Annotated in this window: 19 protein-coding genes; 13 read left to right on the plus strand and 6 right to left on the minus strand. The window is 45.4% G+C overall.

From position 1 onward, the window contains the following. The 12 genes from NDI34_RS17150 to NDI34_RS17205 all read left to right on the plus strand — a co-directional run. A partial coding sequence (locus tag NDI34_RS17150; RefSeq protein WP_348233267.1) for a transposase occupies positions 1-188 on the plus strand: 188 nt, incomplete at its 5' end. 252 nt (positions 189-440) lie between these two features. Continuing rightward, positions 441-1,688, plus strand: a complete 1,248-nt coding sequence (locus NDI34_RS17155) for a nucleotidyltransferase family protein (protein WP_190532009.1) — start codon at positions 441-443, stop codon at positions 1,686-1,688. Positions 1,689-1,997: 309 nt separating this feature from the next. Beyond that, complete coding sequence (locus NDI34_RS17160) at positions 1,998-2,459, plus strand: PqqD family protein (protein WP_190532007.1); 462 nt, start codon at positions 1,998-2,000, stop codon at positions 2,457-2,459. 107 nt (positions 2,460-2,566) lie between these two features. Next, entirely contained in the window at positions 2,567-3,649 is a 1,083-nt protein-coding gene (locus tag NDI34_RS17165) for a serine kinase (RefSeq protein ID WP_348233268.1), read from the plus strand. Between the two features lie 3 nt (positions 3,650-3,652). Further along, the gene (locus NDI34_RS17170; RefSeq protein ID WP_348233269.1) at positions 3,653-4,423 is read left to right on the plus strand and encodes a glycosyltransferase family A protein; all 771 of its coding nucleotides are present in this window, start codon (positions 3,653-3,655) and stop codon (positions 4,421-4,423) included. Positions 4,424-4,443: 20 nt separating this feature from the next. Then, complete coding sequence (locus NDI34_RS17175; protein WP_348233270.1) at positions 4,444-5,154, plus strand: glycosyltransferase; 711 nt, start codon at positions 4,444-4,446, stop codon at positions 5,152-5,154. 180 nt (positions 5,155-5,334) lie between these two features. Continuing rightward, positions 5,335-6,054 carry a glycosyltransferase family A protein gene (locus tag NDI34_RS17180; protein WP_190688698.1) on the plus strand — a complete coding sequence of 240 codons (720 nt, stop codon included), beginning with the start codon at positions 5,335-5,337 and terminating at the stop codon, positions 6,052-6,054. A gap of 2 nt (positions 6,055-6,056) precedes the next feature. After that, the gene (locus NDI34_RS17185) at positions 6,057-6,935 is read left to right on the plus strand and encodes an SDR family oxidoreductase (protein WP_190531997.1); all 879 of its coding nucleotides are present in this window, start codon (positions 6,057-6,059) and stop codon (positions 6,933-6,935) included. 148 nt (positions 6,936-7,083) lie between these two features. Continuing rightward, entirely contained in the window at positions 7,084-7,890 is an 807-nt protein-coding gene (locus NDI34_RS17190; RefSeq protein WP_348233271.1) for an SMP-30/gluconolactonase/LRE family protein, read from the plus strand. Positions 7,891-7,926: 36 nt separating this feature from the next. After that, positions 7,927-9,060, plus strand: a complete 1,134-nt coding sequence (locus NDI34_RS17195; RefSeq protein ID WP_348233272.1) for a nucleotidyltransferase family protein — start codon at positions 7,927-7,929, stop codon at positions 9,058-9,060. Between the two features lie 222 nt (positions 9,061-9,282). Beyond that, entirely contained in the window at positions 9,283-10,173 is an 891-nt protein-coding gene (locus NDI34_RS17200) for a M48 family metalloprotease (RefSeq protein ID WP_190531990.1), read from the plus strand. An 80-nt stretch (positions 10,174-10,253) separates the two neighbouring features. Beyond that, positions 10,254-11,009 (plus strand): TIGR04283 family arsenosugar biosynthesis glycosyltransferase, encoded by a 756-nt coding sequence (locus NDI34_RS17205; protein WP_190411518.1) that lies wholly within the window; start codon positions 10,254-10,256, stop codon positions 11,007-11,009. Positions 11,010-11,187: 178 nt separating this feature from the next. On the opposite strand, the gene NDI34_RS17210 is transcribed toward NDI34_RS17205, so the two are convergent. Further along, entirely contained in the window at positions 11,188-11,892 is a 705-nt protein-coding gene (locus tag NDI34_RS17210) for a DUF547 domain-containing protein (protein ID WP_190441448.1), read from the minus strand. Positions 11,893-12,898: 1,006 nt separating this feature from the next. Between NDI34_RS17210 and NDI34_RS17215 the strand changes: the two genes are divergently transcribed. Continuing rightward, the gene (locus tag NDI34_RS17215) at positions 12,899-17,824 is read left to right on the plus strand and encodes a CHAT domain-containing protein (protein ID WP_190985700.1); all 4,926 of its coding nucleotides are present in this window, start codon (positions 12,899-12,901) and stop codon (positions 17,822-17,824) included. 111 nt (positions 17,825-17,935) lie between these two features. Here NDI34_RS17215 and NDI34_RS17220 read toward each other — a convergent pair whose 3' ends face one another. The 5 genes from NDI34_RS17220 to NDI34_RS17240 all read right to left on the minus strand — a co-directional run bounded on the left by NDI34_RS17220 (position 17,936) and on the right by NDI34_RS17240 (position 24,870). Continuing rightward, entirely contained in the window at positions 17,936-19,714 is a 1,779-nt protein-coding gene (locus tag NDI34_RS17220; RefSeq protein WP_348233273.1) for a hypothetical protein, read from the minus strand. A 91-nt stretch (positions 19,715-19,805) separates the two neighbouring features. Next, entirely contained in the window at positions 19,806-21,140 is a 1,335-nt protein-coding gene (locus tag NDI34_RS17225; protein WP_190985701.1) for a hypothetical protein, read from the minus strand. Between the two features lie 349 nt (positions 21,141-21,489). After that, positions 21,490-21,801: a hypothetical protein gene (locus NDI34_RS17230; RefSeq protein ID WP_190985702.1), complete on the minus strand. Its 312-nt coding sequence runs from the start codon at positions 21,799-21,801 to the stop codon at positions 21,490-21,492. Positions 21,802-22,024: 223 nt separating this feature from the next. After that, a complete protein-coding gene (locus NDI34_RS17235; protein ID WP_348233274.1) occupies positions 22,025-23,458 on the minus strand; it encodes a sulfite exporter TauE/SafE family protein in 1,434 nt (477 codons plus the stop codon). Then, positions 23,455-24,870 (minus strand): tetratricopeptide repeat protein, encoded by a 1,416-nt coding sequence (locus tag NDI34_RS17240; protein ID WP_348233275.1) that lies wholly within the window; start codon positions 24,868-24,870, stop codon positions 23,455-23,457. Before NDI34_RS17240 ends, NDI34_RS17235 begins: the two co-directional genes overlap by 4 nt. Between the last annotated feature and the right edge of the window lie 81 nt (positions 24,871-24,951).

Here is a 24,951-nt window from a genome sequence, read left to right on the forward strand (position 1 = left end):
AGGGCGGGCGGATTGAGCAGTTGATTCGAGCGGCTGGTGCTCAACTTTGGTATTTACCACCTTACTCCCCCGACCTCAACAAAATTGAGAACTGCTGGTCTTGGCTCAAGAGCTGCATCCGCAAACAACTCGACCAGTTTAATTGTTTGCGAGATGCAATCGAGCATGTCTTATGCTTGTCGTCCTAATTACCTTGGCGATTGCTATAATTTCTTAAACCCTTGATTCGTCAGGGTTCTAAAATTTGGAGTTTCTCGTCTCGTGAAAATTTCGTGACGCTAGCATCGTACAAATACTGACAAAAACTAGAAATTACTAAATCTTTACTAAAATTCCCTATATTTTTATCAGAACTATACAAATAATGCCGTAGTTGTATATAAAAATTGATGAATTGTGAATATTACTACCAGACTTAGCTAAATTAGTGGAGCCAGATATTGCAAACATTACTTGCTAAAGCTTCATCGGTAGGTACTCGCCCTGAAATCGAAGTGCTGCTAATCTGTGCCAGTACTCGGATGGAATTGGAAAGAGTTGAGCGGCTAGTCACTTTACTCCAGGAAAATCATATAGATTGGGCAGAACTGATGCAAATGGCGACTGAGCATAGGGTGATGCCACTTTTGTATTGGAACCTAAACAGCACCTGTCCGGAAGCGGTTCCGAAGAATATTCTGGCTAAGTTGCGGGCTGATTTTCAAACCCTCACGCGACGCAGCCTATTTTTGAGCGGCGAACTGGTTAGACTCGTAAATCTATTTGAAGCACAAGGAATTCCGGTTCTACCTTTCAAAGGGCCAGTATTAGCCGCTTCTGCCTACGGTAATTTGTTGAGAAGACAGTTCTGGGATTTAGACATTCTGGTGCAAGAAAGAGACATCGAAAGGGCAAAGGCGCTGTTTTTGTCTCAAGGATACCAGATGAAAATCGAGCGCATCGAAGTGACTCAAGAACAGGAAGCGGCTTTTGTGACTTCGCCTCATATTCATCAATTTGTACGCGAAGCCGCCTATCCATTTAGGAACCACCAGAAAGGAGTGTTGGTGGAACTGCACTGGGGAGTAATGCCAAAGTATTTTTCTTTTCCCATCGATTCTAAAGAATTGTGGGATGACCTAGAGCCAGTCTCCATTGCTGGAACGACAGTTCCCAACCTCTCGCCAGAGAATTCGTTGCTAACGATTTGCGGACACGGAACCAAAGACTGTTGGACGCAACTGGCAAGAATCTGCGACGTAGCCGAACTTATCCGCAGCCATCCGCAGCTAGATTGGGTCAAACTGATGCAGCAAGCTAGCGCCAAGGGCGGTCAGCGAATGTTGTTTATAGGTTTAAGGCTGGCACATCGTCTTCTAGGAACTGCCCTGCCAGATGATGTTTGGCAAAAGATTCAGGCTGACCCAACGGTAGAATTGCTGGCGGCTGAAGTATGCGAACAGCTTTTCCGTTCGTCGGACGGATCTGTTAAAGACGGGACAACCACCCGCTTCCATTTAAAAGCCAGAGAACGCCTAATTGACAGGGTGCGGTATTCTCTGAAATTAGCAATCACGCCGACTACTACCGACTGGTTGCTACTACCCTTGGCGGAATTTCCAGCTTTCCTTTACTATTTGCTGCGACCACTCAGGCTAATAGGAGAGCAAATATTAAAAAGATTCAAGGTGAGTAAAAAAAAATTATAATTTTCATGCTTAAACTATAAAATTTATTCCTTAATCAAAATGGTAGTAAGTAAGGAATAAATCTTTTTCAATTTTAAACCGGATACATATTATGAGCTTTAAATTTAAACTAAATCAAAAGCTCATAATATGTATTTTGTAATAACTAATATTATTTAAAATCGTTAATTTATAATATAAGCGGAATCATTATAAAGTCTATAAGTTTAGTAATAAACCTAATTAGTTATACCTTGACATTAGAATATCTCAAGGTTAGCTTAGGGTTAAGAAAAGCGAAACAAAGCTTGGTAGTATAGCAAAAAAATCATGAATCATTCAGAGATATTTAAGGCGAATGCTCCTAAAGTTGTCCACGAAACGATTGATGGTGAAGTTGTAATCGTCAACTTAGATAAGGGAGATTATTATAGCTTAGTAAAAGTTGGAGCTGATATTTGGGAAGAACTTATTAAAGGTACTTCCAAAAGCAATATTATCCAAAAAATAATCCAGTGCTACGATGGCGATCGCCAAATTATTGAAAATACTGTCAATGATTTTATTGCCAGATTGCAGCAAGAAGAACTCATTACTCTCGATAGCACAGAAGATCCTAAAAATTTAAATATAGACAGCGCACCAAGCACCACAAACGACAATCCTGAAAAGCTCAGCTTTTCACCCCCAACTTTAGAAAAATATACAGATATGGAAGAATTGCTAGCTTTAGACCCCATTCACGAAGTGAATGAGGTGGTGGGCTGGCCTAATGTTAAAGTTGAAGCCTGATTAAATCAGCATTTGGCATCATTATCAGCAGCTTCAAGGTGTATTGGGAAGGGGCAGCCGTCAGGATTTGCCCCTAGGTTTCAGCTAATTCCTTAAGTTTTTTCAACATGATGACTAACGAGTTGGCATCTGAGATTGCCACTAAAACAGAAGCGAAAGACCCTTTAGCCTTTTTTAATACGGTTTATGAATTATACGAAAAAGCTGAGGCTGCATCTGGTTCTATTGACCGTTTTTATTGCTTAGGCGGGTTTAAAATTCGGTTGCGTTTTGCTGGTTCAGCTTTAATTTCCTACATGACACCTGCTTTAGGACATTTAGCTACAGAACCCGTTTCAGATCCAGCGCTGACAGTTTGTTTGTGGGATAGCGCCTCGACAAACACCGTAATGCCACCTCCACCTTGGCAAATAAATCATCATCATCCAAAGCGTGGGGAAATTATCGGGTTTACTAATGAGCGCATTCATACCAGTTTCCAATGGGGAGCGTTTGCGTTAAGTATTTTAGATAGCGATCGCAACCTGGGAATCTATTGGGTTGAGACAACTGAACAACTTCCTTACTGGGAAGCAGGTTCTCCCCTACGGACAATTTTTAACGTCTGGATGAGTAAGCGGGGACTGCAACTGGTTCATGCGGGTGCAGTTGGAATGCCAAGTGGCGGCGTGTTGCTAGTGGGAAAAGGGGGGTCTGGTAAATCAACTACAGCTTTAACCTGCCTTAACTCTGAGCTTTTCTATGCCAGCGACGACTATAGTTTGATTACTTCCGACCCCACTCCAACTGTTTTTAGCATTTACAGCACTGGCAAAAAAAATGCCGATGATGTTCAAAGATTGCCGTTTCTCGCTAAGGCAATTAGCAATAGCGATCGCTTAGATTCAGAAAAAGCGCTTTATTTCATCAACGACCATTTTCCCGAAAAAATCTTGCCCAGTTTTCCCCTTCGAGGAATTTTAATTCCACGCATTACTGGGGAAACAGATACTAAGTTAACAGCCACCTCATCGGCAGCAGCCTTAGCATCACTTGTACCAAGTACCATCCTACAACTACCGGGTGCTGGCAAGGAAGCTTGCCAGATGATGATGAAAATCGTTAGCCAGCTTCCTTGTTATTACTTAGAACTTGGCACCGATTTAGGGCAAATTCCTGAAGTAATTTTAAACCTTATTTCCAATCGATAGCCAATGGAAAATCGCCAATTGTTCGTTAGCGTTATTATCCCTGTTTACAACGGAGAAAATTTTTTATCAGAAGTAATCTTTAATGTCAAAAATCAAGAATATCAGCCTTTAGAAATTATCATTGTTGATGATGGCTCAACTGATGGAACAGCGGAAGTAGCAGCACAATTCAAAAATAGTATCCGCTATGTTTATCAAGATAACAGCGGTCCAGCAGCGGCTCGTAACCGTGGTTTAAGTATAGCGGAAGGGGATGCGATCGCTTTTTTAGATGTTGACGATTTATGGTCAGAAGATAAACTGAAACTGCAAGTAGGTTATTTAGTAGATAACCCCTCAGTAGAGATTGTCCAGGGATTAATTCAACAAATGAAGCTATGTCAAATTACAACGAACAATCAGCCCCTTTTTGAACCTGCTTACAATCCTTATAGCTATATAAATTTAGGAAGCGCAATTTATCGGAGGTTAGTTTTTGATAAAATTGGCTTATTTGATGAAACACTTAACTATGCTGAAGATGTCGATTGGTTTATCCGAGCGTGGGAAAATGGGATTTCAAAAGTTGTATTAGACCGGGTTAGTTTGTTTTATCGCAAGCACGAAGATAACATGACCGTTGGAAAAAACTTAGTCGAGCTTGGATTTGTAAGGATTTTCAAAAAACATTTAGATCGGTGTCGAAAACGAGGGAATTCTCAAATGGCTTCTTTATTAGATATGCCAATTAATGAGTACCTTGGCACTTCTCCTGAAATTCCTAAAATAATGTAAAATCCTCAAAGAATAATATAATGGAATATTTACCGCTAGTCAGTGTAATTATTGCTGTCAAGAATGGAGAACATCGATTAGCAGATGCTATCGAAAGCGTTCTATCGCAAACTTATGAAGACTATGAAATTATTGTTGTTGATGGTAAATCAACAGATAATACTGAAAAAATTGCCAAGTCTTATGAACGAGTTCGCTATATTTGGCAAGCTGGTCAGGGCCTTGCTGACGCTTGGAATCTTGGGATTGAGGCTGCGAAAGGAGAATTTATTGCTTTTCTTGACCACGATGATGTGTGGACACCCAATAAATTAAGTCTTCAGGTTGATTACCTTATCAAGGATCCAACACTTCAATATGCGATCGCTAAATTTAGGTTTATTTTAGAGCCAGAATGTCCTATCCCCTTAGGTTTCAAGAAAGATCTATTGGACAAAGATATTGTTGGGCCTATTCCTGGAACTTTAATAGTGCGGAAATCCCTATTAAATTCAGTTGGTAAATTTAACACTAACCTGGTGATTGCTAGCGATGTCGATTGGTTTGCTAGAGCCAAAGATGAAAATATACCTATGGCTGTTATCCCCGAAGTTTTTCTATATAAACGAGTTCACACCCAAAATCTCTCATCCAATGCTGAGATAAACAATCAAGAATTATTGCAGATACTTAAGCAATCTGTTAATCGTCAACGTCGTGCCAAAATTAAAAAAGATGCAATTCAACAATGAAGCGATCGCATTATTTAGAGCAAACAGAGTTTTATAAAACCCAAATACTTTTTTTCAAAAGTGTAGATTTACTAGAATCTGCTTAAACTTTTGCAAATGAAAAACATCAAAAGGATTTACTTCAATAGATTTATTTAAAGATATTGCAACTTAAATTAGAAAGAAAGACTTTGATTAAGAATGAATAATTCTTTTTTAGTTAGCGTTATTATCCCTGTCTATAATTGCGATCGCTATCTGGCTGAAGCGATTGAAAGCGTACTAGCTCAAACTTATCAGCCACTGGAAATCATTGTAGTAGATGATGGTTCAACGGATAACAGTGCAGAAGTAGCAAAGCACTTTGCGTCATCAGTGCGGTACTATTCCCAAGCCCAAAGCGGTGCGGGTGCTGCCCGAAATTATGGCACAGAATTAGCGCAAGGAAATTTCTTTGCTTTTCTCGATGCAGATGATTTTTGGGTCAAAGATAAATTGACTTGTCAAATGCAGGTTTTTGAGAGCGAACCCGATATTGATATAGTCTTCGGATACGTTCAACAGTTTCACAGTCCCGAATTAGATGAAAGCATCAAGAATAAAATATACTGTCCTCCTGAATTAATGGCGGGATATCACCCTGGAACCATGCTGCTTAAACGGGAAGCTTTTCTTCGGGTAGGAAAATTTGAAACCAACTTACAAATGGGAGAATTTATCAGTTGGTATGCGCGTGCAACAGAGCTGGGATTGCGTGAAAAGATGTTACCAGACCTCTTGATGTCAAGGCGGTTGCACGAAACCAATCTGAGCATTCGCCAGCGTGAAGCGCGGACTGATTATGTCCGGCTGATTAAAGCTTCACTCGACCGACGCCGCGCCGCAACTTTGCCAGAAAATAATTCTTCATTTTCTCAATAAATATGAGTTTGAAAACTCGCCTTAAAGCTGCCTTAACAGCCTTCGTGAATCCGCCCACAGCTCCAAAGTTGGTAGTTACAAAACCAGCAACAGAGCCTTCGGTAGTTATCGATAATCAGCTTTTAGCTGGAAAAAATGTTCTGATAACTGGAGCAGCCAGAAATATTGGCAGAAGTATTGCTCTTGAAATGGCAAAACAAGGCGCAAACATTTTCTTCACTGACCTAGTTCGGGAAGGATGTGAAAATTTAGAAAAAGAATTAAGTTGCTATCCAGTTAAGTCAAGAGCCTTTGTGTCAGATATTTCTAAGACTGAAGATAACGATTATTTATGTAATTATTTATTAGAAAACAAAATAAATATTGATGTTCTTGTCAACAATGTGGGAATCCAATTTGAGACGAGCCAGATAAAAAACCTTGATTTAGGAGAATGGCATAAAACCTTTAATACCAATGTTTTCGGGCCAATGTATCTCACAAAGCTTATTTCTCAAATGATGGTTAATCATCGCATTCATGGCTCGATTATATATATCACGTCTATTCACCAATGGGAACTTGTACGTTGGCCTAGTTACAGCTCCTCAAAAGCTGCATTAGGAATGATTATCAAAGAATTGGCTCTAGAATTGGCAACTTCTGGGGTAAAAGTTAACGGAATCGCTCCCGGCTGGGTAGCGGAAGATGAGCAAGGAAACTCCCTCCGTCACAGCTATACTCCGCTGCATAACAGTTCAATCAATCCTTGTTATATTGGTCGGGCTGCTGTTTACCTAGCCTCCGACTATTTTTCAAAATTTACGACTGGAACCGTTCTCAAAATCGATGCTGGGTTGTCATTATATAATCATCGTTATGCCGAATATCTGAATCAATAAAAAAGCTTGTTATTTTAAAGAAAACCAAATGTTTTATATCATAAATTGGGTAAAAAGAAAAGTAGAAAAACACTTATTTTCAGGGCACTTGGAGGCGAAATGTCAAGCAGTTAAAAGTCTTTTCCCTAAAAATGCAACTGTTGAGCGTGTGGCTACGGGATTTGAATTTACAGAAGGCCCTATTTGGTTTGCTGAAGAAAAGTATCTCCTCTTTAGTGATATTCCAGCTAACAAAATCTTTAAACTGACTCCCAGTAGTGACGTAACAGTCTTTAGAAAGACTAGCCATAATTCCAATGGTTTGACTAGAGATAAGCAAGGACGACTCATTGCTTGTGAACACGGAACGCGCCGCGCCACCCGCACCGAAAAAGATGGTTCGATTACCGTCTTAGCTGATAAATTTCAAGGTAATAAACTGAATAGTCCTAATGATATTGTCGTGAAAAGTGACGGTTCTATCTACTTCACAGATCCGCCTTATGGCATCAAACCCGAACAGCAGGAACAACCAATCCAGGGGGTTTACCGCCTCTCGCCTGATGGCAAAGAAATTATTGTCGTAGCCGACGATTTTGATAAACCCAATGGACTAGCATTTTCACCGGATGAAAAAAAGCTTTATATCGACGATTCTGAACGCCGTCATATTCGCGTGTTCGATGTTCAAGCTGACGGTAAACTTGCCAACAGTCGCATCTTTTACAAGATGAATGGTAAGAAACCTGGTTTACCCGATGGGATGAAAGTAGACGTGCAAGGACATCTCTACTGCACAGGTGCAGGAGGCGTGTGGGTTTTTGATCCAGAAGGGAATCATTTGGGAACAATTGTGACTCCGGAGGTGCCAGCGAATTGTGCTTGGGGAGATGATGATTTGCAAAGTCTTTATATTACTGCTGGCACTTCTGTTTACAAAATTCGAGTAAATGTTCCAGGCATCAAAGTGCCTTAATTGATTACCATCGTTTAAAATTTTCAATTACAAAAGATGCGTAAAATGAATCTATATAATAAGGATAGCTGTGACTGGCTTAATTCCGAGCAAAAATTGCTTTTGCGGGCAGCACTGTTGCAGGGAGAAGAGGCAATTGATTCTTGGAATCAATGGAAAGCATCTGCCGATATTGAGAATCTCGATGTAGAATCCTATCGATTGCTGCCTTTACTTTATCGCAACTTATCCGCACATGGCGTGACGGATCTGCATATGGCAAGACTAAAGGGAGTTTACCGACGCACATGGTGTGAAACCCAAGTTTTGTTTCAACAAGTCGCAGCTATTATCAGTTGTTTTCAGAATGATGGTATCACAACAATGCTGCTCAAGGATGCAGCTTTGAATCTACATTATTACAAAGATTATGGCTCACGAATGATACATAATTTTGATTTTTTAGTTCATCCAGCAGATGCTTTAGCAGCCGTAAGTCTGTTACAAAAAATTGGCTGGAGAGCCAAAGGAAAAATACCAGTTACAATTACGCCCTTCTCTCATACTCTAGGATTTGACAATGAATTAAAACAACAGTTTAATCTTCGCTGGCATCTGTTCGCAGATGGTTTTCAAGAAGATGCTGAAAAATATTTTTGGGATAGTGCGATATTAACCAAGCTGGATGACTTATCAACTTATGTTTTAAATCCTACCGATCAGCTATTGTACGTTTGTGTATATGGAGGAATGAGTAATTTTGTTTTTCCAATTAGTCGGCTAGCTGATGCCGCAATACTTCTCAACTCATACCAAGCAGAAATTGATTGGAACCGACTGGTAACTCTGGCACAAAAATATCGCTTAATTTTGCCCATACAAAATATACTGACAAAATTACATAAAATCCTATATTCCCCAATCCCTCTGTCGATTTTACAAGAAGTACAGAGTATACCCGTTTCTAAATTTGAGTGCAGCGAATATCAGCTCACGAGTAGAAAAAGAAAATCATTTTCCGAGGGTTTGATAATGAGATATATACAATATTCAAGAGCAGTAAATACGGATAATTCTAAATTAGAATTTTTAGGTTTTCCCAGATATCTACAATATATCTGGGGTTTAGAACATTTATGGGAAGTTCCATTGCAAGCAATGATGCGGGGTATAAAAAGGCTCGTTTGGTAATCGCGATCGCTTTCACCTGAAAAGAGATGAAGACAACCAGGGTAGAAGCGATCGCCATCAATGCACTAGCAGATAACTATAAGCGTCTCCTAAAGCCCTTTACACATTTCCCTACCAGCCGGAAGAGGCAAGTCTCATACATGAGATAGAGCCTAGACACTCCAGAATCTGAGAACTTAAGAACAAATAAAGAAAATCTTCAACAACTGCTTTCTAATAATCATGATTGGAAATCAAATCAAGACAGCAGCATTGCTGGGACTCCTCAGCGGTCTTCTGGTTCTGGGTGGCTATTATCTGGTCGGCAACGAGCAGGGGCTATATTTAGGTCTGGCTTTTGCTGCATTCAGTAGTTTTAGCTCCTGGTACTATTCTGACCAAGCCGCTTTGATGGCGTATCGCGCCCAACCGCTAGAGCGTCAGGAGGCTCCAGAACTCTACGATATGGTAGCTTCTTTGAGCCAAAAGGCGGGGATTCCCATGCCGAAACTGTTTTTAGTGCCAACCAAATCCCCCAATGCTTTTGCAACCGGACGAGATCCGGATCATGCTTCTGTGGCAGTGACTCAAGGGATTATAGAATTACTCTCCCGCGAAGAACTTGAAGGTGTTTTGGCTCACGAACTTACCCACGTCAAAAACCGCGACACTTTAACTCAGGCAGTTGTAGGCACCATCGCTGGAGCGATTACTTTTGTCGGACGGATTCTCACTTTGGGAGCGCTCTACGGCCCTGTCACCCGCGATGACCGCCGAGGTGGAAACGCTTTGGGTGCCTTGTTTCTAATCGTTTTGGCTCCTATTACTGCGGCGCTAATCCAGTTTGCGATTTCCCGCACCAGGGAGTATTCTGCTGACTTGGGTTCGGCTGAAATCACGGGGAATCCTTTGGCGCTTGCCAGTGCGTTGGAGAAGCTGGAGGCAATGGGTCATCAGATTCCGATGAACGGCAATCCCACGATGTCGCCGCTACTGATTGTCAATCCTATCTCGACAAAAGGGTTGCAATCTCTTTTCCGTACCCATCCCCCGACTGAGGATCGGATTCGTCGTCTCGTAGAATTGGCTCAGCAACAAAAGCAACAAAAGCAAATGACTCCAGCGATCGCATAATGTGCAAGCAGTGCTGGTGATGCTTGATTTTAGCCGGTGGTAACGCCGGTTTTTTATTGAATGAGGATGCTAAACCGGAGATGTCTCGCGTTTCGATTATTATTCCCACGCTGAATGAGGCGACGTGCTTGGAACGCACGCTGCGCCAGTTGAATTTGCTAGATCCTCCAGCTTGGGAAGTGCTGGTGGTAGATGGGGGAAGTGACGATGAGACAGTTGCGATCGCCCAGCGGATCTTACAAGCGATCGCCCCGTCATCTCAAGCGCGTGTCCTCTGTTGTGATGTTCGCGGACGTTCAGTGCAGATGAACCGAGGCGCAGAGGCGGCGACGGGAGATATCCTGTGCTTCTTACACGCAGATACTTCGGTTCCAGATGATTTTGTGGCAGTGGTTGAGCAAACTTTAGCCGATCCATCTGTTGCTGGCGGCGGGTTTATTTCTTTGATGACAGGTTCCCAGACGACGCGCTGGGGAGTTTCGCTGCATAATTACCTCAAAACTTACTACGCGCCGCTGCTTTTCCGACCTCGTTTGTTTTTTCAGGGGTTGCGATTGTTATTTGGCGATCAGGTGATGTTTTGTCGTCGCGCCGATTTCTGGAAATGTGGCGGATTTGATCCGGCATTGCCAATTATGGAGGAAGCGGATTTGTGCCTGAAGTTGGTGCAACGAGGTCGGATTCGTCAAGTGAATCGAGTTGTGCAAAGTAGCGATCGCCGTGTGGCAAAATGGGGTTCGCTGAAGGCTACCGCGATATATCTCTACATCGGCTTTCTTTGGGGTATCGGAGTTGAAGCAACTTACCTGAAAAAGTTTTATGAGGAAATTCGCTAATTCGTTATTAGTTATAGAATCTGTTTAATTTCCCATAATAAAAGAACCCCACCCCCCAACCCCTCCCCGCTTGCGGGGAGGGGAGCCAGAGCCGCAGGCGTTGGCGGGGTGGGGTTCCGGGGAGTGGGTAATTACTGAATTTGATATCAAAGTGCATCTGCTGTCGCTCAACTAACAACTAATAACTCTTTTTTTCATTCAGATTCCAGTCGTAATAGAGATAGGAAATCGGCGTTGAAGCGTCAAGAGGCACGTCGGTTTTTAAATACAAGCGGATGTATTCAGGAATTGAAGGTGCGACTTTCAGTAAATCGCTCTTGTACCACTTGAAAATTTTGCTACAGTAAAGCGTTCCCGTTTGGAAATCGTAGCGAACTTTATCGGGATTATTGATAAAACGGCTGGCGTCATCCTCTAACTGAGTCCGCACCGATTCCGGAAAGTATGCACCGTTTCGCAACAACGGACAACCGATGGATGCACAAACAAGGGCGAAGTGGATGAGGGGTTCGTCAAATTCGCGGCGGAGGATGCCATGTTCGATTTGGTTGAGGCTGTAGCGTTTACCTGCAAAGGAATAGACGGGACGGATGAAGAACAACAGGAAGGCAAGCCAGTTGGGAATTCCTAAAATCTTCGGTCGGATGGAGGGGATGGGATAGCGTTCTAGAACTTGATTGAGCGCGATCGCATTATATAAATTCAGCCACAGCGCTAACCGTTCATCTAGGTTGGGATAATCCCCCAAATCTACTTCCTGCAAGGAATTCAGCCATTGTGAAAGCGCTTGCGATCGCTCTGAAGACCAAGCATGATAATCGACGCGACCTTCTAGATCCACGTATCGGCGCAGTAGCTCATCCCAAACTGTAAAGTCGATCATGGCTCAATACTTTCTCCGAGCGGACAAATCTAACCCCATATTAGAGTTACTCCCAAAACCCGCCAAGAAATAAATTTCTACAGCTTATATCCAAAGTTTTTTTTAATGGACTGAAATCTTTATCTAGTCAGTATGAGATTCCTATGCAAAAGGAATTTGGCTATTAGCCAGAGATTTTAATCTCTGGCGGTATTGCAACTGATGCAAGATGTGTGGTTCCCTATAAGTGAAGGAAGAACAACTAACCTTTCCTCTTCTTTTAGAGGATGTTTTGAAAGGTATGTTTAGTCGGAAAAAATTTCCCAAAGCGGAAGCTGAAATTGCAAACATTAACACCACGCACACGTGAATAAATAACGCATATTAAGCGCAATCTAACGTGTGTTTATCTGGCGATCATCAAAGAACTACTCGAAACATCGGAGGCTTTTATCTATATAGCTATTACTCGTATTATAGCCGCATAATAAACATTTTTTGACTTATTTAAGTTTTAAAAAAGCCTTTTTTGGTTTGATATTTAACAATAGTTTAAGTGTTAAACCCTTTATTTTTGGTAATTAATCTATAAAAATAGAAATCATAGTTAAACAATAAGTTTTATTATTAACAATTATTTAAGCGATAAAAAACTGATAAAAACATGGGTTAAGCTATCGAACAGTAAAAGTACCTCCTTGTAAGGGGTTCAAAATTTGCTCTGCTGCAAGGGACAAAAAAACCTTATAGTGCTTCTCGCTTGAGTGAAGCACACTCAAGCCCTAACTTCCAACAGAGTTCCTGGAATCGAGAAACGGGCTAATTTCAAAGCCTCTCTCTGATTTTAAAGAAAGAGCAAAATTCTACCGTATATACGTGAGAACGGCTATATTATTTTTCTTCTACCTAGAGTGAACCAAAAGAACTACTCACTGTACTTATAGCCTCGTAATAACGTCTCATAATAACGACAAATAATTCGTTATCCGGCATCTGGAGAGCGAGAAATAATCAAAGGAAAAAATGCATGAATGTCTTTGAGTTCGAGATTACCATCCAGAGCAAATCCGGCGATAGTAGCTGGCCTATTGTTGTCAGGTGTAAGCAACCGGATGGACTAACCATCCATTCAAAAGAGACTCTTGAGCTAAGTCAGGATGACTTTAACGAACTCACTCAACAGCAAGAAAACGAGAGGAAATACGGCACCCTACTAGGCAAAGCCCTGTTTCGAGGGGCTGTCTATGACACCTTTGTTCGTGCCCTATCCAAGAGCAGTCAGGACTGTCGCCTGCGAATTTTGCTATCGATTGAAGCGGCTGACAACGACGAAGTGAAGACCTTGCATTGGGAAAGGCTGTGTGCTCCGATTGATGCCGACGAGGATTGGGATCTTTTAGCCCGCGACCAGCGCGTTCCCTTTTCCCTGTACATTCCCACTATTATCGATCGCTGCTTTCCCCCGATTGGGCGGCGGGACTTGCGGGCACTGGTGCTGGTAGCGAGTCCCTCTAATATCGGTAAGTTTCAATTAGCACCTTTTGATGTTGAAGATGTCTTATCTGGAGTCAAGGAAGCGCTTGGTGATATTCCTTACGAAATTTTGGCAAATGATGTTGCAGGTGCTATCGGACCGCCAACGCTAAAAGAACTGTCTAAGCAACTGACTAACTCTAAGAAGCCATACACCTTGCTGCACTTTGTCGCCCACGGCAAGCTGCTGGATGACGGAGATACTGTTCTGTACTGGGCAGAAGCCGATAACCAAGTTGAGTCAGTTACGGGAGAACAATTAGTCAAAGAGCTGAAGAACATCGGTAATCATCAGAGGAGTTTACCTCACTTTGCCTTTCTCTGCACTTGCGAAAGTGCCGACCCCAGAGCAGAAGCAGGATTAGGTGGATTAGGGCAAAGATTGGTTAGACATTTGGGGATGCCTGCTGTAGTAGCGATGACTCGCAAAGTGAGCGTAGAGACAGGCTTAGCTCTAGGACAGAGCTTTTATCGACGGCTGAGAGAGTCTGGAGAGGTAGATACGGCGCTACAAGAGGCAACAGCCGGACTGGGAAAGCGCCACGATATTGCTGTTCCGGCCCTGTTTAGCCGCTTGGGTGGGCGTCCCTTATTTAGCGATCGCCTTGACGATCGGGATTTAACTGACGAGGAAATCGAGTATGGCATTGAAAAGCTAAGCAAACTCCTGGCAGAACGCGCCCCTAATGCCTCTGTACTCAATGAGAGCTTTAAAACGCAGGTAGAGATCCTCAATGATACCCAAGGAGCCGAGTCACGCATAGCGCGTGAACAGCGCCAGAAGGCAATACTAGAGATCGATAACCTGTGCGATCAAGTTCTGGAAATTAGCTTTGATGCTCTGGCAGCTTTGGGCAAGGAACCACCACAATACAAGGCTGAGTGTCCTTTTCCGGGTCTCTCTTCCTTTGCTGAGGAACAATACCATAAGTTCTTTTTTGGGCGCGATGAGCTGATTAGAGACTTACAAAAGGAACTGGCGAAGGATAATTTCTTAGCGGTTATCGGTGCTTCGGGCAGCGGCAAATCATCCGTAGTGCTAGCTGGGCTGATTCCTAAGCTTAAAGAGCAGGAGCCAAGCCTACAGTCGGTTCGTATCACACCGAGCAACGAGCCGCTGAAACAATTAGAAATCCTGTTAAAGGTCTCGGAACAGCATTCGGTACTGGTGGTAGACCAATTTGAGGAACTGTTCACCCTCTGCGAGGATAAAGACAATCGGCAAAAATTTATTGGCAAGTTGTTACACCTTGCCGAGCGGCGGAAAGTTGTCATAACAATGCGGGCCGACTTTTTAGGAGAGTGTACCTTCTACCCCGAACTGCGAAAGCGGATTGAAACCCGACAAAAATTGGTGGGACCAATGGAACCTGCCGAACTAATTACAGCGATGAAGATGCAGGCAGATAGGGGAGGATTGCGCTTTGAAACGGGTTTAAGCCTCTTAGTTCTCAATGACGTGCAGGGGGAGCCAGGCGCAATGCCACTGCTGCAATATGCGTTGCAGGAGCTGTGGAAGCGACGGTGCGGACGCTGGCTGTGCAATAAGGAGTACGAAGCGATTGGTAAAGTCCAGAAGGCGATCGCTAAAACTGCTGATGCTTTTTACACTAGCCTACCAGCTAAGCAACAAGAGCAAATCCAGAATATTTTCTTGCGCTTAACTCGCTTGGATAAGAATGCCATCCAGGTAGAGAAACGGCGCGACACCCGCCAGCGAGTAGAGTTAGAGGATCTGGTGCCCAGCGGAAGCAACATGGCAGAGACTAGGATGTTGGTGCAGCAGCTAGCTGGTGAAGGGGTACGGCTAGTCGTCACCAGTTGGAACCAAACTACCGGGAAGGAAGAAGTAGAAGTCGCCCATGAAGCTTTAATCCGCTATTGGCCAAGGTTGCAGGAGTGGTTGAGTCAGAACCGCACTGACTTGCAACTGCGAGAAAACATACGTCAGGCAGCAGAGGAGTGGCAGCCGCACCAAAAGCAACCAGGTCAACACACTTATCTGATCCATCAGGGGGGACGATTAGAAGATGCGGAGGTGTTGTGGAAGCACCCCAAATTTGTGCATCTCAATCAACTTGAGGAGGAATATGTTTTAGCTTGTGTCCAGTTGCGCGATCGCATCCGCAAGCAAGAGGAACAACGCAAACAGCGTCTGCTCATGGCGACTGCAAGCGCCGCTTTTGTCTTGGGTGGATTTGCCATCTTTGCTGGAAGTAAGTGGAGGGAAGCAGAAATGGAGCGAATTCAGGCTCTTCTACAATCCGCTGAGACTGGCTTGGTCACTCATCAAGCAATAGATGCAAGGATAGGCAGTTTACGAGCTGGGACACAACTCAAGCAGTCATTCTGGCAAAAACTGTGGCCGGATGCTCAGTTAAAGGATCAAGTGTTAGGTAAGTTGACCAGCACAGTTTATGCAGGACAGGAAGTTAACCGCTTACAAACTAATCTATCTTCGGTCGAGACTATGGCGTTTACCTCAGAAGGTCGGCTGGTTATTGCTGATAATCAAGGCACAATCAGCTTGGAAGATGCCAAAACCCAGAAGTGGGAAAATATCCCGATGGACAATTCTCTAAAAAAGACTGAGGAGAAATCCGATTCACTGTATTATCCTCACGTACAGCTTAGTCCCGATGGACAGAAGCTCGCCCTCATTGGTTATCCGGCAGGCAAAATTTACCTGTCGGATACCAAAACCAAGAAGCAGGAGGAACTCCCAGGGAGCGAGGCTAAGGGCTTCTCGGAACCGAGGTTCAGTGCAGATAGCCAGCTCCTGAGCGCCTCTAACGCGGAAGAAGGCTTTGCCTACCTGTGGAATACCAAAACCAAGAGGTTGCCGAACAAATTCAAATTCCCGCCTAATGATGAATCTAATAAATCCGGGTACCAGAACGCACAGTTCAGCCCAAATGGCCGGTTCTGGGTCATCACTCGAAATGACAACACTGTCGATGTGCTGGATTCCAAAACCAAGGAGCTGTACACACTCCCCCAAAAGGCTTCCAGCGTGCAGATCAGCCCGGATAGCCAGATATTGGCCGTCAAAGGGGAAAACAGCAACACCTTCCTCCTATGGAACACCGAAAATAGGGAATGGAGCGCAGAAATCAATTCATCAGGGAACACCGAGTTTGATAGCGTGAAATTCAGTCCAGATAGCCAGATCCTGGTCTTCAGGGAAGTAAACGGCACCATCTGGTTGCGGGACACCAAAGGCCAGACGTTGGATAAACTCCAAGGACAAGACAGCCTCAGCGGCATGGCGTTCAGCCGGGATCGTCAGCTTTTGGTCACCAGTGATGATAGAACCGTCCGTATGTGGGACATCTCTGGGCAGCCGTTGAAGGTAATCCGGACTGAGGGTTCACTTATTGGTGAGCTAGAATTCAGCCCAGATAGTCAGCGTCTAGCCGGTCAAACTTTTACGGATGAGCAGTCCGCCGCCCGCTTGTGGGATGATGCTCAAGGTAAAGATTTACCTTTACCCGAAGGGCTTCAAGGCAAGGTTAAGGGAGTAGCATTCAGCCCAGATAATCCCCCAGATGATCAGATATTAATCGCCACTACTACAAATACAAATGATGGCATCATCAGCTTGTGGAACAACAAAGGCAAGAAGCATTCGCTCAAACTCCAAGGGGATCAAGGCACCGTCCAACAGGTGGTATTCAGTCCGAATGGTCGGTACTTAGCTGTTCGTAGCACTGATACTAATGACGAAGACCGTACTATCAGCGTCTGGCTTGGGGACACTCAAGACAAGCAGTTGGTCAAACTCCAAGGGGATCGAGAGGAAATATCTAAAATAAAAACAATTGAAGCCATCAGCCCAGATGGTCAGCAGTTGACTGTTCGTAGCACTAACACTAACGATAATAGCCCCCCCATCGTCTGGTCTGCGGATACCAAAGGCCAGCAGTTGGTCAAAGCCTCGGATAAGGTGTATCGTATGGCGTTCAGTGGGGATGGTCAATTTCTAGTTGCTGTTGTAAATGAAGGCGACGGCATCATCCAGGTGTGGGACACTAAAGGTCGGCAATTAAAGCACAACTTTCCCAATAAAGGCAGAATATCAAGTGTGGCAATTAGCCGGGATGGTCAGCTTATAGCCACTGGAGGATTTGACAGCACTGTCCGCCTGTGGAGCATCACAGGTCAGGAGTTAGCCAAATTCCAGGGACATTCCGGCGTTGTTTATAGTGTAGCGTTCAGTCCAGATGGCGAGAAACTAGCTAGCAGTGGAGGGGACGGCACTGTTCGCCTGTATAAAATTAGACAAGAACTGGATGAACTTCTAGCAATGAACTGCGATCGGGTGCGCGGCTATCTGAAGGACTCCAGAGCAGATATCAGTGAGAGAGATCCCCAGCTTTGTGATGGTATTAGCACTGCTAGTAGTTCACCAAAAAAGTAGGGAGCGTTAGAGCAAAACGAGGACGCAACTCCGCTGTTGCGATCGCCCCCTAACAACCTGAAAGCGGCGCGGACTTTGACCGCGCCGCAGTTTACTTAGGTGCGATCGCTATTAACTCAATCCCTTCAAAACATTCAAGAGATTGGTGGCGATTGATGTTGCTGTTTGCAAGCTTTCTGCACTGTCAGCCGGAGCTTTTTGTACGGTATTGACAAATTGCTCTAATGATGAGATGAGTTGCGTCTGAACTTGCTTCAGGGCAGCTTCATCAGGCACTTGCTCTGGAGTTTCCTGAGCCGAACCCTGTGCCAGATTAGAAGGCAAATGCACAGTTTCAATCGTAGGGCGCTCGGCGATCGCATCTTTACTACTACTGACCACGAGGCGGACTGCGGGGTCGCCAATAATCGCATAGTTGCGGGCGTCATTGTTAGCCGTCCACATCCCAGCTAAACTCTGATTATTGGGAACCGCACCAAACTTAATCTCTTCTAGCTCAGAGCTGAGGTCGGAGGAGATTTCCGCATAGCGCTCATCAAAATACTCCACTGCCGATCCGACTGGATGACCTTCCAACAGGCGCTTCACGCTACTTTGAAAAACTGCTATCTGCCTGCGATCTGCACTAGAACCGCGAATATCTGAACTAGAGAAAGAACAACCCCACGCTCGATCGACATGACCGATGACAGCCAGGGCACCTCCCTTGGGATGGCTTAGGAGTTTCTGCGGCAAGCGGGCAAGAAACGGGTACGGCGCAATGTCTGGTCGTTCGGAAAGAAATTTAGAGTGACCGTCGAATTCATCCTTTTGGGGGCAACCAGCACCATAGCAGGCAAAGTGAAAAGCAATCATCCCTAACAGCCGTGCTTGTTCGCTAATATCATCCCCAGAAAAGTAAAAATCTTCCGGAATCGGTTTTCGTCCCCATTCACGACCCGGCCAGTCTTGGCACAGCAATGCGCCTTGGTGGGGTATCTGTCGCGGATCGCCGTTGGGAAAACCCATACCGTGACTGGCAGTGAACAGCAAACTAGGCGTTTCGCTGCCTCCTAGCAGATGTCCCAGACGCGCTTTGGTTGCTTCTTCTTTTATAATCGTTTTCACATCCCAGTTGGAATGTTCCTCAACAACCCATTCAGATAACGGCTGAATTAGGTCTTGAGTGCTGAGATTAGTGGCAGCATCTCCTGGGTTGCACACACCGAAAAAGGCAGCACTAGGGGATAGGGATAGATTGCTAGTTTCTGCTTCTACTACGCTGCGAGCGTACTGCGCGTACTCCTGTGGCGTATCAAAATAAATGCGACCTACAGCGTACTGAACGCTAAGCTGAGACTGAAACCGATAGGGAATTGTTACTGGATCTCCGACAATCATCAGGTAGTAAGGCATTTTATCTGGATCGGCAGGACCTGGCCCTACTCCCTGACGCGACAGAAACTTATTTTTTGACTCGTACTGATTTTTTGCTTTGTCGTAACGATAACCTTTAGCACCGCTATATTCCTGGTAGTAATGCTCGTGCTGCTGAGTTGCTTGGTTTTTGCGATGATCTAGCAGCTCGCTAAGTGCCTCTCGGATTGCCGGATCGGCATCGTAAGCGAAGATTACTCCCCAACCTGTTTCTGCGAGGTTTTTGGGGTCTACTCCCTCTATAGGAGCAAAGTCAGGCTCTTCTTTTTGTCGCTTTTTGAACTGGATATCTTCTAATTGTTCTGGATCGAATTCTTCACCTTGGGCAATCTTAGATACTTGCTCTGCGCTCAAAGGAGGTAGCAAATAATCGCCGCTTGCTCCATCAATTCCATTGAAGAATAGCAGGTCTTCAGACATCTCTTTGGTTCCTGGTTGGTTGGGCGAATAATAAGAATTTAATTTTTGAGCCAAACAGATAAAAACCCCAAAAACCTTTAAAACAGGGACTTTCTGAGTTTCTATCCGTTATCGCAGGCAAATAAATTTGGTCTAACCCTAGCGGTTACATGGGATAAGCTGCCGACCATACGGCATGAGCGACTTCCGGCTTGGCAATGTCGCAATGGGCACCACTGGTTGGTCCTCCCAGCTCTACGTTACAAATAAACTTGCCGCTTTCTAGGTTGTAGATTTTGCCCGGTTTAAAATCATAAGAGGCATCGCAGGGGAGCATATTCGTGTTTTCCGCTCCCAGGTCATCTCCGCCTAGACCAAAGCTGCCAATTCCGCCATATTTAGGCAATTGACCGGGGGCAAAGTCCACACTACTAAAGACAATCTTTCCAGCCAGGGGGTATATCTTGCCGACTGCATAGTCGAACTCAGATTGGGTCGTAACGATCGGACCTGCGACTTTACCTTGAGCGATGATTGAGTGAAAGTAACCAGGATGATTGCGTTCGTATGAAATCTTTGAACAGTAAGACCAGAGCGATACAGCCCCTTGTACCAACACCAAAGAATCCACTGGGCGGACTAACGTGCCCTTCCCTTGCGAACCGTTCAGGATGGCAGAGACAACAACGCATCCAAAGCTGTGACCCATCAGGTGGAACCTCACAGTTGGAGCAGCCTTCTCTTGAAGTGCTTTTAACAAGTTGAACCCGGCGCTTTCACCGATTTGGCGAGCGCGATCTTTCATTTTCCAATAAGACAGTAACCTCAGGGGGTTTAAAACCTTATCCAAGACCGAACTACTGTCGATGCTGAAACTTACTGGTTCATCTTTACTCGCTTCATAGATGGCTTCTGGATCGAAACCTTCCCAATCCGAACCTGGTGCCCCACCCTCACCTTCGCTACCCAAACCAGCCTCTTGGTTCAACACTTGGTAGGCGCTCAGTACCTCTGGCGGTAAGGTATCGGGTGCGCTGTCTTCCATCGCCGACCTGAGAATTATTTGTAGGGCTTGCCGCGCTTCCTCAGTGTTGGCAATGCGATCGGCATACTCATCGACTAACCGATCAACTGGATCTTCGTCGTTCACGTCAAAGGACACCGAAGAACTTGTCAATTCTTCATCACCCCAAGGCTTGCTGGGCCAGTGCAGTCCGATGAGTAAGGGACGAAATTCCGGTCGCGCCTGTTTGATTTTTTCAATATCAGCCGTTTGCCCTGCCATTGCGCCAATCCAGTCGTTGTACTGAGATCGCGCTGCGGGAACGTCACCCAACCACCCGTGGCTCATGATGAATACATCTGTGATTGGTTCGCTAGCCAGCGCTTCCAAGATTTTTTGGCTCATTAACCCGCCAGATTCATTGCGTTCTTTGCCTGTGGCATCAAAGGATAGCAGGTAATACTTTAAAGAAGTTCCGGCTACTGTTTCGATTGGCATCTATAAATTCCATTCATCAAATATTTCTATCCAAAGCTTGATGTCAATAGCCAAGAACGAACACCGCTTGTAAAAAAACTTTGCAAAGCCTTGCTCAGGTAGTACCTATTTCAGTTAGGGTCAGTTCACTGGGAAAGTGGTTTTTCAACTGACTGATAGTGCAGCTTGCCCCAAACCACCTCCGCTCAGGGCAGGTGACTCAGCAAGAACGTCGTATCGCTAACCTATGTCGTTAGTTTATGTCTGACACATATCCATATATTGCCCCCTTTTTAACCGGATTGGGGACTCGTAAATGTGGCATCAAAGCAGTGAATTGGTATTATTCAACAATTCAAGTTCTTGACGGTTATTGCTGAGGATTACTGGCTGAAGAAGCTCTACAGGGTTTGCCAGCCGAGTCAACAAAGTAGCAATTTCCAGCCCCAAAATTACTACTTAAAGGAGCCTGAGAATTTTCAGGAGCTTGAATGCATAATTTACCGAGATCCACAGTTCTCCCATCTTCAGTTTGTAGATAGCAAACCGGAATATCTATATTTGAAGCTGGCACGACTGGATAGGGAGAATCTGCCTGTAAAGGGAGGCTAAAAGCTATACCAGGAAACAATGAAATGAGAGCAGTAGATACGGTAGCTGTTAAATGGAAGCATCTGAACATTGGGTTTTCTTAAGTTTTAATGGTTGAGTTGATGGGTGAAATATTAGATTAAAAACGGCTAAAAAACTTTGGTCAATGGAAAATTGGAAATCACTCATTACTGTTGCCAATATTTCATAATTCAATTTAGATCGCCATACCTACTTAGCGGGATAAATGTCAATTTTTTAGAGAACGGGTTCGGCAAGCGATGCAATAGGAGCGATCGCTAACACGCCACGCTTTATAGCCGAACCAACCCAGTTTGCATCAAGGCTTGGGTGGTGATGCCTACACCCAGGAGGGCAATGACTAATGCACTTACGGCAGGCAAAATCCTCACAATCCGCATCTGAATCGGTAGCCGATCGAAGCAGCGCTTGCTGTAAACGAGTAGCAATCCCAACCCAGTTAGCACGCCTGCGAGTCCTAAACTAAATGTCAACACCAACATCAGTCCAAAGCCGATCCGTCCAAGTGCGATCGCGCTTAGCAGCAAAACCAAGGCTGAAGGACACGGCACCAAACCGCCTGAAATACCTAGGGCAAGCAGGTTACGCCAGGTAACGGGCGCTCCATCCGCACCTGGGGGTAAGTGCGAGTGGTTGTGGTGAGAATGTTCGCCGTGGTGATGAGGTTCGTGAGGGTGATGGTGGTGATGAGGTTGGTGGTGATGAGAATCGTCGTGGTGATGAGGTTGGTGGTGATGAGAATCGTCGTGGGTGTGATGACTGTGGGAATGGCGCTGGGAAGCTGAAAAGCTAAGATGCTGATGTGCAGTCGCTGATTTGTCGCTTTGATGACTCCGCAGGCGGTTGATGAACAAGTTGAGACCGATCGCCACCACCATCAAACCGGAGAGGACACTGAGCCAGGGATATAACTGATCGGGCAGGATGTACTGTGAGGCGAACTGCGCGATCGCACCCAAGGCAAACACTCCGGTAGTATGGGCGATTGTCGTTGCTAACCCTAAAAATAGGGCGTGTTTCGGGGTAGCATGAGAACCCACCAAGTAGGCTCCCACAATCGTCTTGCCGTGACCGGGAGAGAGGGCGTGCATGGCACCCCACGCAAACGAGCCAGCGATCGCAATCAGCAAGCTTCCCCCGTTAAGCCACGCCAACCCAGGCGGCATTAATGAAAATGTCTGGTTTTTGGGGCTGAAGATAAAGTTTTGCACCTGTCCGGAATGCAGAATCGTTGCAAGGCAAGTGGCGGTTGGCACTCCAGGCAGAAATAGATTGTAGTGGATCTGGAGTCCTTGAACCGGCTGAGACCAGTTGTAGGTGAGCTGTAAGCTGCTGTGGGTGCCCGTGGTAACTTTCAAGTTTGGCGGTAGGGCGCTGGTCTCTGATGCGTTAATGGTTAGGGTAGCTTTTTGCTTCTGGTTATCGCTGAGGCGGATGCGATCGCTTAAGAATGTCTGCAACTGAGTTTGATGAGTGCGGACTTCATCGGGTGACAGCTGACTATCCTGGTTGTCGTCTGCAAATGCCATCAACCCTGTAGGGAAGGTAAGTGTCATTTGAGTTTCAGTCTCGCCCACCATAATCTCAGCTACTGATAAATCAGCCCAGTGAGAGTAACTGGGGGTAGCAGCAGCGAACCAAAGTAATATCGCTCCCAAAAACGACAGCAGGCTCAGCGTGCCGTATCGACGCCACTTTGCGTTCATTGATTCACCTCGGTTGCAGAATTTGAGTTAAGTCTTTGCGATCGCTGTGTCTGTTCGTCAAAAGTCGGGTCAATTTCTTGAGCTTTTTGGAAATAAGCGATCGCCTCAGAGCGATTCCCCAGTGCTTGCTCAATCGTGCCCGCGCGAGCAAAAATTGCCGCGTCACGAGTGCCTCGCCCTAAAGCCTCACTAACAACTTGCTGAGCTTCCCGCCAGCGTTCCGAACGGCAAAGCGCCCAAGCTAGAGTATCCAGTGTCTCTGCATCGCGGCGGATAGCGACTTCTGCCTGCATTAGGGAAAACGCTTCAGCTAAGTCCTCGGAACGCCCTCGTTCCAGTAACAGGCGTGCCAGTTCGCGCCTATGTCCAAAGGAAGTGATATTTTGATGCTGGCGGATTAACGCTTCGGCTTTGTCCCATAACTCCTGAGCGCCTGACTGGTCGCCCTGCAAATGCTTCACCCGTGCCATGCCCTGCAAGGCAACGTGATCGAACACATTCTGGTAGGTTGGGGAAACGAAGACCTGGGAGTAATAACGCTCCGCGGCTCGATACTCTCCGAGTCGAGTCTCTAATTCTGCCAGATTGACTAATGCCAAGGGATATCGCGGCAGGATGCGTAAAACTTCCTGGTAAAGTTCTTTGGCAAGTTGATGGTTGCCTCGCTGGAAGTAAAACCGACCCAGCAACGTCCGCGTCCAAGCAGAACTACCTGTCTCGCCTGGTTCTTCAGCTGCTAGAGCATGCTGGAAATCTTGAATAGCTGCTGCATCTTGACCTTGTGCAACTTTTACCAAAGCCCTAAGTGTCAAGGAGCCTAACGTGGGGATTTTATCTACTAAAGCATTGGCGACGCGGTTGGCTTCATCCACCTTGCCCATTGCCAAGTTTGACGTAACCAGCAGCGAGAGTGCATCTTCATTTCCAGACTCGGCTTGCAGTACCTGTTTTGCCAAGCGAATCGCTTCTGTGAAGTCATGTTTCGCTTCCGCAATCCGAGCCAGCACCAGAATGGCACCTTGATTATCAAAGGATAAATTAGCGAGCGATCGCTTTGCCGACTGCTCTGCCATGAGATACCAATTTGCATCTCCCGTCGCACGAGCCATCTTTAAATAGGCTTTGGCTAAGGAGGTTCGATCCAGTCCGTCCCCTGGATTTCGCCGAATCCGTTCTTGATAAAAAGCAATTTCCCGTCCCAAAGCAGTGGTGATATTGTCTGAGGGTGATTGGGAAAAGGGATAACGATAAGGAGCGTCGAGTTCAGCACTGGGATTCCACAAACGCCAGCCTCCCAAAACTCCGGCAATCGGTAGCGCCACTAAGAACGGTATCCACCAACGCTTCAGCACAAGACGCCCACTCAACCCACCTTTCAAGTTTTCGGATTTGTAATACTCAGCACGTTTCATGCTTCTGTCTCTAAGCTCGGTTAACCTCTCCCCCAACCCATCCCTTAGTAGGGGACGGGTTTTCAGTGATTCCCCCTCCCC

The sequence above is a fragment of the Trichocoleus sp. DQ-U1 genome (genome assembly GCF_039961925.1).
Lineage (GTDB): Bacteria > Cyanobacteriota > Cyanobacteriia > Cyanobacteriales > FACHB-T130 > FACHB-T130.